The 13,931-nt window shown below is 54.4% G+C and carries 12 protein-coding genes; 3 read left to right on the top strand and 9 right to left on the bottom strand.

The annotated features are described in order from the left end of the window. Positions 1 to 11: 11 nt before the first annotated feature. Positions 12 to 1,880: a glutamine--fructose-6-phosphate transaminase (isomerizing) gene (glmS, locus tag KTH_RS21180; RefSeq protein ID WP_497620958.1), complete on the bottom strand. Its 1,869-nt coding sequence runs from the start codon at positions 1,878 to 1,880 to the stop codon at positions 12 to 14. A 411-nt stretch (positions 1,881 to 2,291) separates the two neighbouring features. Beyond that, positions 2,292 to 3,491 (bottom strand): RNA-guided endonuclease InsQ/TnpB family protein, encoded by a 1,200-nt coding sequence (locus KTH_RS21175; RefSeq protein WP_497620956.1) that lies wholly within the window; start codon positions 3,489 to 3,491, stop codon positions 2,292 to 2,294. A gap of 238 nt (positions 3,492 to 3,729) precedes the next feature. Between KTH_RS21175 and KTH_RS21170 the strand changes: the two genes are divergently transcribed. Then, on the top strand, positions 3,730 to 4,362 hold the full coding sequence (locus KTH_RS21170; protein ID WP_111324122.1) for a PadR family transcriptional regulator: 633 nt from the start codon (positions 3,730 to 3,732) through the stop codon (positions 4,360 to 4,362). A gap of 164 nt (positions 4,363 to 4,526) precedes the next feature. Continuing rightward, entirely contained in the window at positions 4,527 to 5,153 is a 627-nt protein-coding gene (locus KTH_RS21165) for a hypothetical protein (RefSeq protein ID WP_111324123.1), read from the top strand. Between the two features lie 65 nt (positions 5,154 to 5,218). Here KTH_RS21165 and KTH_RS21160 read toward each other — a convergent pair whose 3' ends face one another. Next, complete coding sequence (locus KTH_RS21160) at positions 5,219 to 6,409, bottom strand: DUF2264 domain-containing protein (protein WP_497620953.1); 1,191 nt, start codon at positions 6,407 to 6,409, stop codon at positions 5,219 to 5,221. Positions 6,410 to 6,581: 172 nt separating this feature from the next. Here KTH_RS21160 and KTH_RS21155 point away from each other — a divergent pair, with 172 nt between their 5' ends. Continuing rightward, complete coding sequence (locus KTH_RS21155) at positions 6,582 to 7,034, top strand: PaaI family thioesterase (protein ID WP_497620951.1); 453 nt, start codon at positions 6,582 to 6,584, stop codon at positions 7,032 to 7,034. Positions 7,035 to 7,038: 4 nt separating this feature from the next. On the opposite strand, the gene KTH_RS21150 is transcribed toward KTH_RS21155, so the two are convergent. The 6 genes from KTH_RS21150 to KTH_RS21125 form a co-directional block, all read right to left on the bottom strand. After that, positions 7,039 to 7,827 (bottom strand): HAD-IIA family hydrolase, encoded by a 789-nt coding sequence (locus KTH_RS21150; RefSeq protein ID WP_497620949.1) that lies wholly within the window; start codon positions 7,825 to 7,827, stop codon positions 7,039 to 7,041. A gap of 128 nt (positions 7,828 to 7,955) precedes the next feature. Next, positions 7,956 to 9,431, bottom strand: coding sequence for a chromosomal replication initiator protein DnaA (gene dnaA / locus KTH_RS21145; protein WP_497620947.1), 1,476 nt, complete (start codon positions 9,429 to 9,431; stop codon positions 7,956 to 7,958). 16 nt (positions 9,432 to 9,447) lie between these two features. Further along, positions 9,448 to 9,837 carry a RidA family protein gene (locus tag KTH_RS21140; RefSeq protein WP_111324128.1) on the bottom strand — a complete coding sequence of 130 codons (390 nt, stop codon included), beginning with the start codon at positions 9,835 to 9,837 and terminating at the stop codon, positions 9,448 to 9,450. 178 nt (positions 9,838 to 10,015) lie between these two features. Then, positions 10,016 to 10,984 carry a protein kinase domain-containing protein gene (locus KTH_RS21135; RefSeq protein ID WP_111324129.1) on the bottom strand — a complete coding sequence of 323 codons (969 nt, stop codon included), beginning with the start codon at positions 10,982 to 10,984 and terminating at the stop codon, positions 10,016 to 10,018. 188 nt (positions 10,985 to 11,172) lie between these two features. After that, entirely contained in the window at positions 11,173 to 12,417 is a 1,245-nt protein-coding gene (locus tag KTH_RS21130; protein ID WP_497620944.1) for a TolB family protein, read from the bottom strand. 166 nt (positions 12,418 to 12,583) lie between these two features. Further along, positions 12,584 to 13,858: a TolB family protein gene (locus KTH_RS21125; protein ID WP_497620942.1), complete on the bottom strand. Its 1,275-nt coding sequence runs from the start codon at positions 13,856 to 13,858 to the stop codon at positions 12,584 to 12,586. Between the last annotated feature and the right edge of the window lie 73 nt (positions 13,859 to 13,931).

The raw sequence follows: 13,931 nt of genomic DNA, 5'->3' as shown, positions 1-13,931 counted from the left end.
GTTATCCGCTGCTATTCGACTGTTACCGACTTGGCAAGGTTACGCGGTTGATCCACGTTACAGCCACGGGCGACGGCAACATGATATGAGAAGAGTTGAAGCGGAATAATAGCCAGTAGTGGGCTGAACGCTTCCAGCGTGGCCGGAACATACAGCACATCGTCAGCGAACTGCTTCACCCGCTCATCTCCTTCGGTAGCAACCACGATCGCACGGGCGTCTCTGGCCCGAACTTCCTGAATATTGGTGATGACCTTCTCATAGATGTGTGAGGAGGTGGCGATACCAAGCAAGGGTGTATCAGGGTCAAGGAGCGCGATTGAGCCATGTTTGAGCTCGCCAGCAGGAAACCCTTCGGCATGAATGTATGAGATCTCTTTGAGCTTGAGTGCCCCTTCCAGCGCGGTGGGATAACCAACGCCACGCCCGATGAACATCATATTGCTAACGGACGCCATGCGCCTGGCAAGCGGTGCGATCACATCATCTGGGCCTGCCGCCTGATCGAGAATGTGCTGTACCTGATCCGGGAGATGCTCAAGCGCAGCCAGAAAGGCGCTCATCTGCTCCGATTGAATGCGCTTGCGTTGCTCACCCAGATAAAGCCCGAGCAGGTAAAGGACCACCACAGAAGTGACGAAGGTCTTTGTTGCCACCACGCCGATTTCTGGACCGGCCTGTAAGTAAAGTACCGCATCTGAGAGGCGGGTGATCGCACTGGCGACAATATTGGTGACGGCGATCACCGGTGCTCCTTGCTCACGTGCCTGCCGAATGCCGACCAGCGTATCAGCGGTCTCGCCTGATTGGGTGACAGCGATACAGAGGGTTTCGGGTCCAACGATCGGGTTGCAGTAGCGGAACTCTGAGGCGGTAATAGCCTCAACCGGAATGCGGGCCCATTGCTCAATCACGTATTTCGCGAGCAGGCCCGCGTGATACGAGGTGCCGCAGGCCACGATAATGATGCGCTGAACTCGATCAAAAAGCCCTTCTTTGCGTAGCTTTTCCAGTTCTGGCAGATGAAGCTGTCCATCTCGGATGCGCCCGAGCATGGCCCGGCGTAGAGCGTCGGGCTGTTCATTGATCTCTTTCAGCACAAAGTGAGGATAGCCGCCTTTTTCGGCAGCTTCGGCGTCCCATTCAATAGTGATGTGGTCGCGCTCAACGACGCGCCCATCCAGCTTCTGTAAAGAGACACCGTTTGAGCGCAGGGTGACGACCTCGCCGTCTTCCAGAATCAGGATCTTGCGCGTATGCTTGAGGATCGCCGGGATATCTGAGGCCAGAAACTGCTCGTTCTCTCCCAGACCCACGATCAGGGGCCCATTGCAGCGTGCACCAACCAGAATATCAGGTTGTTCGCGACAGACCACAGCGATGGCATAGGAGCCAATCACGCGCTGTAATGCCTGGCGAACGGCCTCGGTCAGATCGCGCTTTGCCGGGCCAAAGTAGGTCTGTTCGATGAGATGAGAAAGCACCTCGGTATCGGTTTCTGAACGGAAGGTGTGCCCGAGGAGTTCAAGTTCCTGGCGCAACTCGGCGTAGTTTTCGACGATACCGTTATGCACCACAGTAAGGACTCCCGTGCAATCGGGGTGAGGATGCGCGTTATCGTCGCTTGGACGCCCGTGGGTTGCCCAACGGGTGTGGCCAATGCCCAGGCCGCCTTTCTGAGCTTCCAGGCGGGTGGTAATATGAGCGGCCAGATTGGCGATTTTGCCAGCTCGACGATGGAGCTCGAGTGTACCGTTTGCTGTCAGAACGGCTATTCCAGCGGAATCATACCCGCGATACTCTAATTTGCTAAGGCTTTCAAGCAATATGTCAGTAACATCAGAGCCTTGAGGCCCGACGTATCCTACGATGCCGCACATGGATGACTGGCACCTTTCTCTATTGTATTCGGGTTCTGCCTGAAAAGGGCAGAATACACCCGGCTACATCACTGTGAGCGTTTTGTTCCGATCGTTACCAACCGGGTTTGTGTGCCCACTTCACAGGGACGTGATCGCCCCTGGAGGCTCCCCGCTGATGGTCCGAACAGCCTCCACCTCGTCAACCGGGCTTCCTCCAGAGCCCGGCCCATGCGCTACTCTCTCTACAACACTACAAACAATAGACTTGATAGGTTTAGATCTACAGTTCTTTTGGCGCGTATCCCCTGCTCGAAGGGGGGCACCTGATCCTCTCTAAAGTGAGTATATCATATAGGTGGTTGAGATATTAGGAAATAGCACATTTAGATGAGTTGACACTCCCCGGCCTGAAGGCCGGGGATTCTTCCTTCATCCAGCCTGCTTGCGCGGCGCCGCAGTGCGACGACGCGTAGCGGCAGGCTGTCCAGAAGCGTTCGACGTTCCTTGCGGAGCGTCGGTTCCCGTCTGCCCGACGGTACCCTGTAGCGCTTTGTGCAAGATATTCAAGGCGGCGTTGTGGTCCCGATCCAGGAGCAGCCCACAGCCAGGACACAGATGGGTACGCACACGCAAGCTCTTCTTCACCCGTTGTCCACAACGAGAACAGTCCTGACTGGTATAGGCCGGTTCCACCCCGATCACCGGAACACGATGCAGCATGCCATCGTATCTCACCCACCAGAGGAAGCGCCCCCACGCCGCATCAGCGATGCTCTTGGCCAGATGACGATTCTTGACGAGATGGCGGATCTGCAAGGCTTCATAGGCAATCAGGTCGTGAGACGAGATGAGCGCGTTCGCCTGCTTTCTGGCGACATCCTCGCGCTGCCGTTGCACCTTGAGAGACGCTTTGCTGAGGGCTTGACGGGCTTTGCGCCGATTGCGGCTGCGCTTCTGCGTCTTCGAGAGCCGACGCTGCAGCCGCTTGAGCCGCCGTTCCGCTTTGCGCAAATACCGGGGAGGAGCCACGGTGTTGCCTTCGGAGTCGGTGAAGAAGGCACGCAGCCCCAGATCAATGCCCACCTGCTTGCCTGAGGGCTGATGCTCAACGCGTCGCGTGGCCGCCACCGCAAACTGACAATAATACCCATCAGCCCGCCGGAGCAGCCGTACCCGCTTGATCTGTGAGAGGGGAAAGGTCATGATATCGCGCGAGCCGATGAGGCGCAGCCGGCCAATGCCGCAGCCATCTGTGAAGCGAATATGAATGCCATCGGCCTCCAGCTTCCAGCCCGTCTGCTTGTATTCGACACTGCGACAATCGTGCTGGAACTGAGGAGAGCCCTTCTTGCCGGGTGTCTTGAGGCGACAGTGCTCGTAGAAACGGGAGATGGCAGCCCACGCCCGGTCAGCGGCAGCTTGCCGGGCCTGCGAGTTGAGGGAGAGCGCAAAGGGGAACTGTCTGGCCAGCACAGCACAATAGTGCTGCAGGTCATTCCTGGAGACGCCGCGTGCATCCATCCAGAGGCGCAGGCACGTATTGCGAATGAATTGGGTCGTGCGGATGGCTTCCTCGATGGCGGCGAATTGTGCTTTCGACCCATCCAGCTTGTATTCGTAGATCAGCATCCCTTGCTCCTTGTTCGTCCTCACTGTCTTCGCATATCCTCACACAACAATTGTCTTCTGTCAAGCGAAGGGGAACGTTCTGCCTCTGATGGCTTCCTGCGCCATCCATCCCCTTGGCTGAAGCCAGCGGCCTTCTGCCGCTTCTTGGTAATCTTCTGACGCATTCGTGATGAGAGTTTCCTGTGCGGTACGATATACTTTACAGAGATCCTAGAAAACATCCCCTGGAGGCGATGAAGTGTCTGTTGATTATATCATTCTGGGTATCCTCAGTCTGGCGCCGCGTTCTGGCTATGATATGAAGGCTGAAGTGGAAAAGGGCAGTGTAGGCATGCTCTCGGCGTTAAGTTTTGGCAGTATCTACCCTCGGTTGAAATCGCTGGAACAGGCAGGCCTGATAACGGTTCAGGAAGAAGAGCAAGCAGGCCGTGGCAAGAGAATGTATGAGCTGACGGCGGAGGGCTGGCGTCAGCTTCAGAACTGGCTTGATTTGCCCTCGGAGTATCCCATTCCCCAAAAGGACGAACTGCTCCTCAAAATGCTCTTCTGGGGCGCGGCAGGGGCTGACCGGACAACGCTGATCGAGCACCTGAAGCGGCGGCGTGACGAATCCTCTGATTTCTTACGTTATCTGGCGGAGCGTCCGCAGGATGGTCGTTCTTTTATTGATGAGTATGGCATGCTGGTGCTGGAATACATGCAGTCAAGGTTGGAAGCTGAAATAGGCTGGATTGATAAAGCGATTCGGCAGCTAGAGGGTGAGCCCGCTGTACCGATTCAGGACCCGCACTGGCTCTCAGTCTTACAGAAATCGCGGCGCACAAAGGCTCTGAACCCAGAGGCGGATGAGGAGCCCGAAGCTAAAGAGTAGCGGGCTGTTGAGAGGGACAATACGTTCGGGCGAGGCGCTGTGCTTTCGCGGAGATATCGAACGGTCTCCTCTTGACGAAGGGACGGAATCCCATTACTGTATGCGGTAAGGAATAGAATTGTTTCCATTATCTGCTTGAACGAAGAGTTAGGAGCATCTCTCGCATGGAGGTTTTAACCTTTGCCGTTCTGGTCACGCCATTTATTATTGTTTTCTATCTAGCCGTGCTCTTGATTGTACGTCCATCGAGGGCTGTGCTCTTGTCATCTTTGCTTGGTGGCCTGATTCTCGGCGTCGTGAATTTCCTGTTTGATCTAGCCGCATCCTCTGCTCATTGGTGGCATTATAACCTGACAATACCAAGCCCACAGCAGAAGATTCCGTTTGATATCCCGGCTGAGACGTTTACTCAGTTTATGTCACATCTTCCCTTTCCGTATTATCTGACACCTATCCTGATCTTTGGCAGCCTTGCCTACATGGTCATCTGGAAGCTGTGGCGGGGGCCAAAGCACCGCATTGCCCAGATTGTTCTGTTTGGTGTTCCTGTGTTTTGTATTCTGCGTGATATTTTGGTGGCGCAGAGTGGCGGAACGTATGCCACCAGTTGGGATAGCCCCATTGCCCCGCTGATGGTGGTGTTGATGTGGCTGATTGGCTTCTTCGTCGGCTATCTGGTCTTTAAGAAGCTCTCCCCCACACGCGAGAGCGTTGAGGCGCGTCGTCAGGCCGAGCATGAGCGTCTGCTTGCCGCCATTGAGGCACGAAAGAAAGCAATGCAGCAGAGCTAAAGAAGAGGAACGAATTCAGGCGGGTTGCACCAGATGCAGCCCGCCTTTTTTCTGGAAGAGCACAGTTAGCCGTACAGCGCATGATCGATTGCGATCGCCTCGCCATTCCAGATCTTTTGTGCGGTCCACGGGGCCGATCCCTGCCAGAAGGGGTCTTGCTCTGGCAGACCGAGGGGCAGGAAGATCAGGGAACTGAGGTACAGGCTGCCAGTTGAAATATATTCTTCGGCTAACACGGCCTGATGTCCGCAAACACCGATCTGAAGCCAGCCATGCTCATCAAAGGTGCCCGGCGCCTCAAGCATGCGCTTCATCAGGGCGGTGAGGGCGCAGCGTACCTGAGCGGGTTGCAGGGTCTCATCAAGGCGATGTTGTAGGGCTATCTGGCTGAGTGCATGCATCGTGCCGGTTCGATAGGTGACAGAGCGCCCGATAACCGGAATGGTGCCTTCTGGCGAGATGAGCCGTTCAAGGATGGTGGCATAGCGTCTGGCTCGCTGGATAATGGGCTCTTTAAGGGCTTTCCAGTCGTGATACTGGTCCCCAACTGTCTCAATAATATCGACAAGCATAGGATGGATGACGTAGCTGTTATAGTAGTCCCAGTGGAACTCGACCCCATCTTTATAATGGGCATCTCCCACATACCATTGCTGGAATTGTTTCAGGGCAAAGTCAATGCGCATCGGGTCCCACTCTGCCCCCATACGGAAAAGAGCGGCCTCAATGGTGGCGCTAAAGAGCAGCCAGTTGTTATATACCGGCTTGCGGCTGCGTGTCATCTGAAGCGCCTTGATCACATTTTGTTGAACACGGGGTTCCAGCTTTGCGTAGAGCTCGTTTGGCGCACGCAGAATGGCCTCAGCGACATAGGCTGTATCTACGATCGGCTGCGAGCCCTCAGTGAAGTTCAGGAAGTCCGCTGAAGCGGGTTCGGTTGCCATATCCAGCGCTTTACGGGTCAGCTCTATATACGCGTGGCGCAACTCGCCCTCAGCTCCAGTGTCCGGCCCGGTTTCCAGCCAGGGCGCGAGACCTGCGAGCAAGCGGCCAAACGCCTCAAGATGCGAGAACTGGCTGCGTGAATACTCATCCCATTCCCATTCGCCCGGTTTGCCTTCAACAGGCATGGTCGCTCTCAATTGCTGGTTTGCCAGCGCCTGTAGAACCGGAGACGCAAGCTTGCAGAGCATCTGTAGCCAGTAGCGTCTATCGGCGTTGTTAATCTGCGCAAGCAGGTGTTGGTCATCGCTCATTTGCTATTCCTTGCACTCATTCCTTCAAAAAAGTGGTTGTTTGCTTGTAGTTTATATCGACTGATATCGTTCTATAGTCACATCTTTCCACAATGGGCGTGGAGTTTCGGTCTGTGATACCGTATTAGGAGAGAATGAAGCTGTTCTATTTTGTAGTGTAGAGGGAAAGGCTATGGAATTCACTCAAGAGGAGATCATTGAACGGATAAACAGCAGCCGCGCCGGGTCTGTCTGGGAGGTGCTTGACATCAAGCTCGTTGTCGCAGAAAAGCAGCGGGTGGTGGGAACCATGCCCATCGGACCGAATCAGCGGCAACAACTGGGGTATCTGCATGGAGGTGTCTCGGTCGTGCTGGCCGAGTCGCTGGCCTCATTTGGTAGTGTGCTGAATATTGATAATAGGCGACAGATGGCATTTGGCCTGGAAATCAACGCGAACCATATTCGGGCCAAACGCGATGGGATGCTGACCGGAACCGCGATCCCGCTGCATCTCGGACGAACAACGCATGTCTGGGAGGTCAAGATCACCGATGAGCAGGAGAAACTGATCTGTGTTTCTCGCTGCACCATCGCGATCGTTAATCGACCGCCCGAGAACGACAATATTTTGACTGTAGAGTGATAAGCTATTCCAGAACATCAGCCAGAGCTGCGCCCAGATTCTCATACACCAGATCGGGCTTGATCGGTGAGCGAGCCAGACTCTCACGGCTATCTTTGCCAGAGAGAACGAGCATGGTATGGGTTCCGGCAGCTTTGCCTGCCTTGATATCGATCTCCAGACCATCGCCGATCATCACCGTTTCTTCAGGGGTGCTGCCAAGCAGGTTCAGCGCCTCTTGCAGCAGCGCGGGCTGAGGCTTGCCGATCACTTGAGGGGTCACGCCGCTGCCCGCCTCAATCGCGGCAACCATTGTTCCGGTTCCGGCAGTAAAGCCACCTGCGACGGGCAGCAGTGGATCACGGTTGATGGCAATAAAGTGCGCTCCGCGCCGGACCGCGAGAACGGCGGCTGTCAGCTTCTGGTAAGTGATGGTGCGGTCGAGGCCGACCAGAACAACATCTGCATCGCTGGCGTCCTCTCGGGCAAGCGGCAGGTTGTATGCGATGACCATATCAATCAATGGTTGCTCGCCGATCACAAAGACATGGGCGCCGGGAAAACGGCGGGCAATGTTGCGGACCGAAGCCTGACCCGCACCAAGCACATGCTCTTTGCCGGCGGGAATGCCCAGGCGGTTCAGTTTTTCCACAACCTGGGCCTCGCTGGCAAAAGAGTTATTCGTTGGGAAGAGATATTTTTTGCCAGTGCGCTCAAGCCAGGAAATAAAGTCTTTTGCGCCCGGGACAAGGGTCTCGCCTCGGTAGACGACGCCATCAAGATCGATAAGATAAGTCGTATATGGTGGTAACATAGCGCTCCGTTGTTTGTGTGTTTACTCTTTATTCTCTAGAAAAAAGACATCCTTGCGGCTGCTCAAGAGTGCCGCAAGGCTGGTAGAGTACTTGCTATCAAGACAAAATGCTGCTTACAGTTCAAGCCCTAATCGCGTAAGAGCTGTTCGCGAATGGCCTCAATCTCCTGACGCAAGGTTGAATTGTTTTTCAGCGCCTTCTCAATTTTTTCACAGGCATACAGAACTGTGCTGTGATCGCGTCCCCCAAAGAGCTGCCCGATCTCCAGCAAAGACGTCTGGGTCTCATGGCGGACCAGATACATCGCGACCTGTCGTGGTTTCACAATGAACTTGTCTCGTTGCTTGCTACACATCGCCTCAAAGGACACATGATAGAAGTGGGCGACGGCCTGAGCGATCTGCTGTCCACTGAGTTGCATTTCACGCTGATCGCTGTCCAGCGATGACATTGCGGCCCGAGCGATATCAAGGGTCAACTCGGTGCGATGCAACTGCTGGTAGGCGATCAAGCGGTTCAGGCAACCTTCCAGTTCGCGGATGTTCGTTTGAACCCGGCTGGCGATATAGGCAATCACCTCATCTGGAACGCGATAGCGCAGCATCTCCGCTTTGGCCCGTAAGATGGCCATACGGGTTTCAAGGTCGGGCGGCTGAATATCCGCGATCAGGCCCCATTCAAAGCGAGAGCGGAGGCGCTCTTCCAGGCTGACGATGGCCTTCGGCGGGCGGTCACTGCAAATCACAATCTGCTTGCTCATTTCATGCAGGCTATTGAAGGTATGAAAGAACTCTTCCTCGGTTGATTCCTTGCCTGCAATAAACTGGATATCATCGACCAGCAGAATATCAACTGAGCGATACTTGGCGCGAAACTCTTCGGTGGTGCGATAACGAATAGCATTGATGATTTCGTTGGTAAATTGTTCCGAAGAGACGTAGAGGACAGCCAGACCGGTACGCACACCCTGATGGCCGATAGCGTGTAGCAGGTGTGTTTTGCCCAATCCCACGCCTCCATACAGGAAAAGCGGGTTATAGGACTCTCCCGGAGCTTCCGCAACGGCCAGAGAGGCTGCATGCGCCAGCCGGTTGCTATTGCCGACAATAAAGGTCTCGAACGTGTACCGCGGATTGAGCCGGTTATGCATCAGAATGTTAGCGCGTTGCTCGTTGTCCCACTCTTCGAGTGGGGGTGTTTCATAGCGTGGCTCTGCCTGTTGCGCAGGTTTTCGCATTGTGTAGAACGAGTAGCCATTCTTTTTTGCAGGCTCATCGGCCGGGGGCTGCTCGAAGGAAGCAGTGCTGCCTCGCGTGCGTGTGTCTGCTGTCCGCTCGTCGGCAGGCAGGCGGACCGTAAGCGTGACTGGGAGCCCGGTGACTTCTTGCAAGGCCTCCTCGATGGTCGGGCGCCAGCGGGTATTAATGACATCTTTCGCGATCTCATGGGGCACTTGCAGTTCCAGATACAGGCTATTGCCCGGGCTCTCGCCATCCGAGACATTGGTCAGATGAGCTTCCTGAAGCCAGACCTTACTGGTAGCGTCAAGTGACGCATGCTCTAGCCGTTCAAGGGTTGTACGCCAGATGGTAGCAGTGTTCACCGTTGTCTCCCAGTGGCTAATCTTCAACCAGGGCAACGCACTCAATTTCGACTAATGCCTTGCGCGGTAGTTCAGCGACCTGAATCGTTGAGCGGGCCGGAGTCACCCCACTGTTGAAATACTGAGCATAGATGGCGTTCATGGTCTGGAAGTCACCCATATTGGCAAGGAAAACGGTGGTTTTGATTACCTTGTCAAGGGACGTGCCGGCGCTTTGGAGGACGGCTTGCAGGTTCTTCAAGACCTGATGAGTCTGGGTTTCGATGTCGGAGCCGACCATCTCACCGGTGGCAGGGTCCAGGGGAATCTGTCCGGACGTATACACAAATTGGCCGCAGCGGATTGCCTGGCTGTAGGGACCAATCGCTGCCGGCGCTTCCGTTGTATTGATCTTCTTGATCTCCATAGTTTTTTATCCTGGTCTCTCTCTTAATAGTGGTTTTAGAGCGGGCAAAGGCTGCCCGAATCGGCTGGCTCTTTTTCCTTGATTATATCTGATGCGCAGACAGACAGGCAGCAATGTGCAGGCTGCATGTCTGGAAATTTCGGGCGCACCGCGCTGATAGAAAAGGAATGCCTGTTACTCAGGAATACTGCCGAGGTCCAGCGGGAGGGATCCTTCCCTGACCGTCGGCACCAGGGTACTGGTGAGGGTACATCTGGCTCTGCTGTGCCACTGGCGCGTTTTGCTGTAATAGCTCGCGGGCACTGCGTTTCAGGGCAAGCTGCATATCCGAAGCGGAAGAGAAGCGGTCTTCCGGCTCTTTCTGAAGTGCCTTACTGATAACGCGCTCGACAGAGGGCGGGACGGTCGGGTTAAACTGGCGCAACGGTGGCGGATTGGCCGTTGCATGTTGCATGGCGATCGAGACGGCAGTTGGCCCGACAAATGGGGGCCGTCCGGCAAGCATCTCAAACATCACAACCCCTAATGAGTATAGATCGGAAGATCCGGTGAGCGTTTCACCGCGTGCCTGCTCTGGAGAGAGATAGTCTGCGGTTCCCAGAACAATACCGCTATTGGTCAGACCGGCATCCTCCGCGACACGGACAATACCGAAGTCAGTTAGCTTCACCCATGCCCCCCCGTCACTGAGTCCTCGACCGCCTCCACTGCGGGCTAGCATAATGTTTTGCGGCTTGATGTCGCGGTGAATGAAACCTCGTGCATGGGCTACCTGCAAGACCGAGCAGACCTGAATCGCAACTTCGAGCGCCTCACGCGGCTGCAACTGACGGCGCTGACCAATCAATTGCTTGAGCGTAGGTCCGTGAATGTATTCCATGACAAGGAAATACTGGCCTGCCTCTTCAACAAAGTCATAAATAGTGACGGCGTTCGGGTGCGCAAGCGCGGCCGCTGCACGGGCTTCACGGCGGAAACGCTCTACGGCTTTTTGATCGTTCTTATCCAGGGACCGCAGAACTTTAATTGCAACAATCCGCTCTACGCGATGATCCCAGGTTTTAAAGACGCTTGCCATTCCTCCGGTCGCGATATGCTCACGTATTTCGTACCGTCCAGCAATGAGTTTGCCTTCGATTTGATTCAATGTTCTAACCTCAAGCGACCTGGGCGACTAGACCACAAGACAAATATACAACAAGAGTCCTTCTGTCTCACGCTAGTATACCATCATTGCGTTATGCCGTCGAGTTTTGTGACCTTCAGTATACCTGTCTCTTTTTGCCTGCATGGTCCCCTTGGGTCCGGTAACACCGGAAAAGAGTGGCTGGCGCTTTATCCTTTCACCCAGGCAATGCGCGAGTCCGCGTCAAGTCTGGCTTGCTGATCGCTGGCCTTCAGCAACAGTATCGGGTCGCCTTTCCTCTGATAGGTGTCATTTGCTTTTTGGACCTCAAGCAGGTACAGATTGAAGGTGTTGTCCTCATATCCAATATAGGCGATATACTTGCTGTCAGGAGACCAGACAGGCTGACTGATAAGATCGGCTTTCAGCAGCAGGGTTGAGTGATTATAGGGCTCCAGCGCCTTTTGTGCAGTTGCTTTATCATCGGGCCTGGTGATGACGTCTTCAGCGATTGGCATCACATAGAGCTCCATGCCGGGCGTCGCAAGATCGGGCTTGCGCACATAGGTCAGAAATGCGCCATCGGGCGAGAAGGCGGGCTGAATGTTCATCAGATCTGCTTGAGCCGGAGTCAGAGCAACCGAGGGATCACGATGCACGCCCGGAGCTCCGGGCTGATAAGTTCCCGGCTCGGCTTTTGCGATAGCGTTGATGTTCTGGGTGAAGAGTTGAATCAGTTGCTTGCTCTGTTGATCCTGGGTGTACTGATAACCTGTAAAGACAATCTGATCGGGGTGGTTCGGACGGATAATCAGGTCTCGCTGGCCCCCATCTCCCAGGACCGCGTAGGTGACATGTTGCAGGACACCGGGATAGTCGTCAACGTTTTGCGGATTGATGCGGGATAATTGCGGGTTGTTGATATCGATGCTATAGGCCATCAGATCCAGCATAAAGGTATCCAGTCCGGAGGTGATCTGAAGCTTGCGAATGTCGCTGAGAAAAACAAGGTGGGTATTATCGCGCCAGGTCGGTTGGGCGAACCAGGTATGTGTACTGATCGCTGAGGCATAGCGGGGATTGGGTGTAAAGTCACCTTTGCCCGTAAGCAGGACGCGAGGCTTCCCGCCGCTGGTTGGCATAATGGCAAGATCCGCATAGTTCTTGTAGCGGATCACGAAAGCAAGCATCTTCCCATCGGGCGAGACTGCCGGGTCGCGGATATCCATATCATGGGTCAGCCTGCGGGGTGTACCTGAGGAGTCGAGCACATAGAGATCGCGGCCAATGGTAAAATAGAGCTTTCCCGGAACCTTCAACTCGTTGTTGATGTCGACGCTGGTCCCATTGCCGAGGGTGGTTGATTGGCTTTTCCGAACCGGGCTCTGGCAACCAGCCAGCAGGAGCAGAATCAACAGAAGAAGCCCTGTTTTGATATACTTCGATGTTTGCATGATAACGCTTTCCTGTCAGGGGGTATGAGTGGTCTCTGAATTCACTACGTTTCGGGTACCAATTTGGTTGACGAACACAAACGTTTCCTGAGAAAAACGCAGGTGTGTGCGGTCTGATCAGACAGGAGACGAGAGAAGAGCCTTCCCCTTCTCTCGCCCAACGGGTTTATTTCGTCCAGATGAAGCGTGAATCGGCGTTGATCTGCGCTTTGGGATCGGTTGATTTGATCAGGGTGATAGGCTCCCCTTTTTTGCTATATTTGCCGTTCTCTTTCGCTACCTCGATAAGTGAGAGCTGAAAGGTGTGATCGCTATAGCTGATGTAGGAAATGTATTTGCCATCGGGTGTCCATGCAGGTTGTGTGACATACTCGCCACTGAGTATGAGCGTTGACTGATCGTAGGGCTGGAGCGCTTTTTGCGTCGTTTCCTGTTCATTGGGCGTCTGTAGCAGGCTGTCATCAATCACAGGCATGACCCGAAGCTCGGCCTGGGAGTTGGTAACGTTAGGCTTTTTGATATAGGCGATCGTGTTGCCATCGGGTGAAAAGGAGGGCAACATGTTCGCCATATCGGTCTGCTGCGGGGTCAGTGCGAGTGAGGGATCTCGCTGTATGCCATTGAGTCCCGGACGATAGGTTTCGGTGGGTGGAGCGTTCTTGATCCCGTCCACGTATTGCAGGCAGATTTGAATCAGTTGATGCTCATTGCTGCTGTCATATTGATAGTTGGTAAAAATGATCTGGTCAGGGTGGTTGGGCCGCAGGCTGATGTCCCGGTGCCCGCCATCACCGGTAATAGCATAGGTGACCGGTTGTAGCGCATTGGGATAGTCGCCGACAGTGTACGCGTTGATCTGTTGAAGTGTCGGGTTGTTGATATCGACGCTGAAGGCCATGAGTTCTAGCGAGCGTGCGGCAAATGAGCGCCCCTCGTCGGCATTGGGCCAGTACTGGTATTTCCAGATATCACTGAGGAAAATAAGGTGTGTGTTGTCGCGCCAGATGGGTTGTGCATACCAGGCATAGGATGTATCAACATAGTCATCTGTGCCATCGCCGTTGGTATCATGGCCGACAAACTTCCCGTTCCCGCTCAAGATAACCTTCGGTGTGCCGCCCCCTGCCGGCATAATGGCAATTTCTGAGTAGTTTTTGTGGCGAATCTCAAAGGCGATATTTTTGCCATCAGGTGAGATCGCCGGATCGCGCACATCAAGTCCCTTTGTCAATTGTTTCAGGCTGCCGGATGAATCCAGCATATAGAGATTGCGGTTCAGTGTAAGATAGAGCTTCCCCGGAAGCTTGATATCTTTATTGATTTCGATATTTGCGCCGTTGTCCAGTTTGGTTTGCTGGTTGTTTGGGCCAAGACAAGCCGTCAGGAGCAGTGAGAGCGCCAGTAGTAAGAGCGGTATGTGAAAATATCTCGATCTTTTCATCTTCTGGTTTTCCTGAGATACAGAAAATAGTGAACAAAAATGGGGAGGGTAGCCACAGCTACCTCTCCATCAC

This window comes from Thermosporothrix sp. COM3 (genome assembly GCF_059696735.1).
Note: the sequence above shows the minus strand (reverse complement) of the source record. Positions and strands in the feature narration are given on the sequence as shown.

What these genes read in the sequence shown, in the direction of transcription:
- KTH_RS21175 (WP_497620956.1), bottom strand. Translation starts at nt 3,491, where the DNA reads ATGCTGATCTACGAATACAAGCTGGATGGGTCGAAAGCACAATTCGCC.
- KTH_RS21125 (WP_497620942.1), bottom strand. Translation starts at nt 13,858, where the DNA reads ATGAAAAGATCGAGATATTTTCACATACCGCTCTTACTACTGGCGCTC.
- glmS (WP_497620958.1), bottom strand. Translation starts at nt 1,880, where the DNA reads ATGTGCGGCATCGTAGGATACGTCGGGCCTCAAGGCTCTGATGTTACT.
- KTH_RS21155 (WP_497620951.1), top strand. Translation starts at nt 6,582, where the DNA reads ATGGAATTCACTCAAGAGGAGATCATTGAACGGATAAACAGCAGCCGC.
- KTH_RS21160 (WP_497620953.1), bottom strand. Translation starts at nt 6,409, where the DNA reads ATGAGCGATGACCAACACCTGCTTGCGCAGATTAACAACGCCGATAGA.
- KTH_RS21140 (WP_111324128.1), bottom strand. Translation starts at nt 9,837, where the DNA reads ATGGAGATCAAGAAGATCAATACAACGGAAGCGCCGGCAGCGATTGGT.
- KTH_RS21165 (WP_111324123.1), top strand. Translation starts at nt 4,527, where the DNA reads ATGGAGGTTTTAACCTTTGCCGTTCTGGTCACGCCATTTATTATTGTT.
- KTH_RS21130 (WP_497620944.1), bottom strand. Translation starts at nt 12,417, where the DNA reads ATGCAAACATCGAAGTATATCAAAACAGGGCTTCTTCTGTTGATTCTG.
- KTH_RS21150 (WP_497620949.1), bottom strand. Translation starts at nt 7,827, where the DNA reads ATGTTACCACCATATACGACTTATCTTATCGATCTTGATGGCGTCGTC.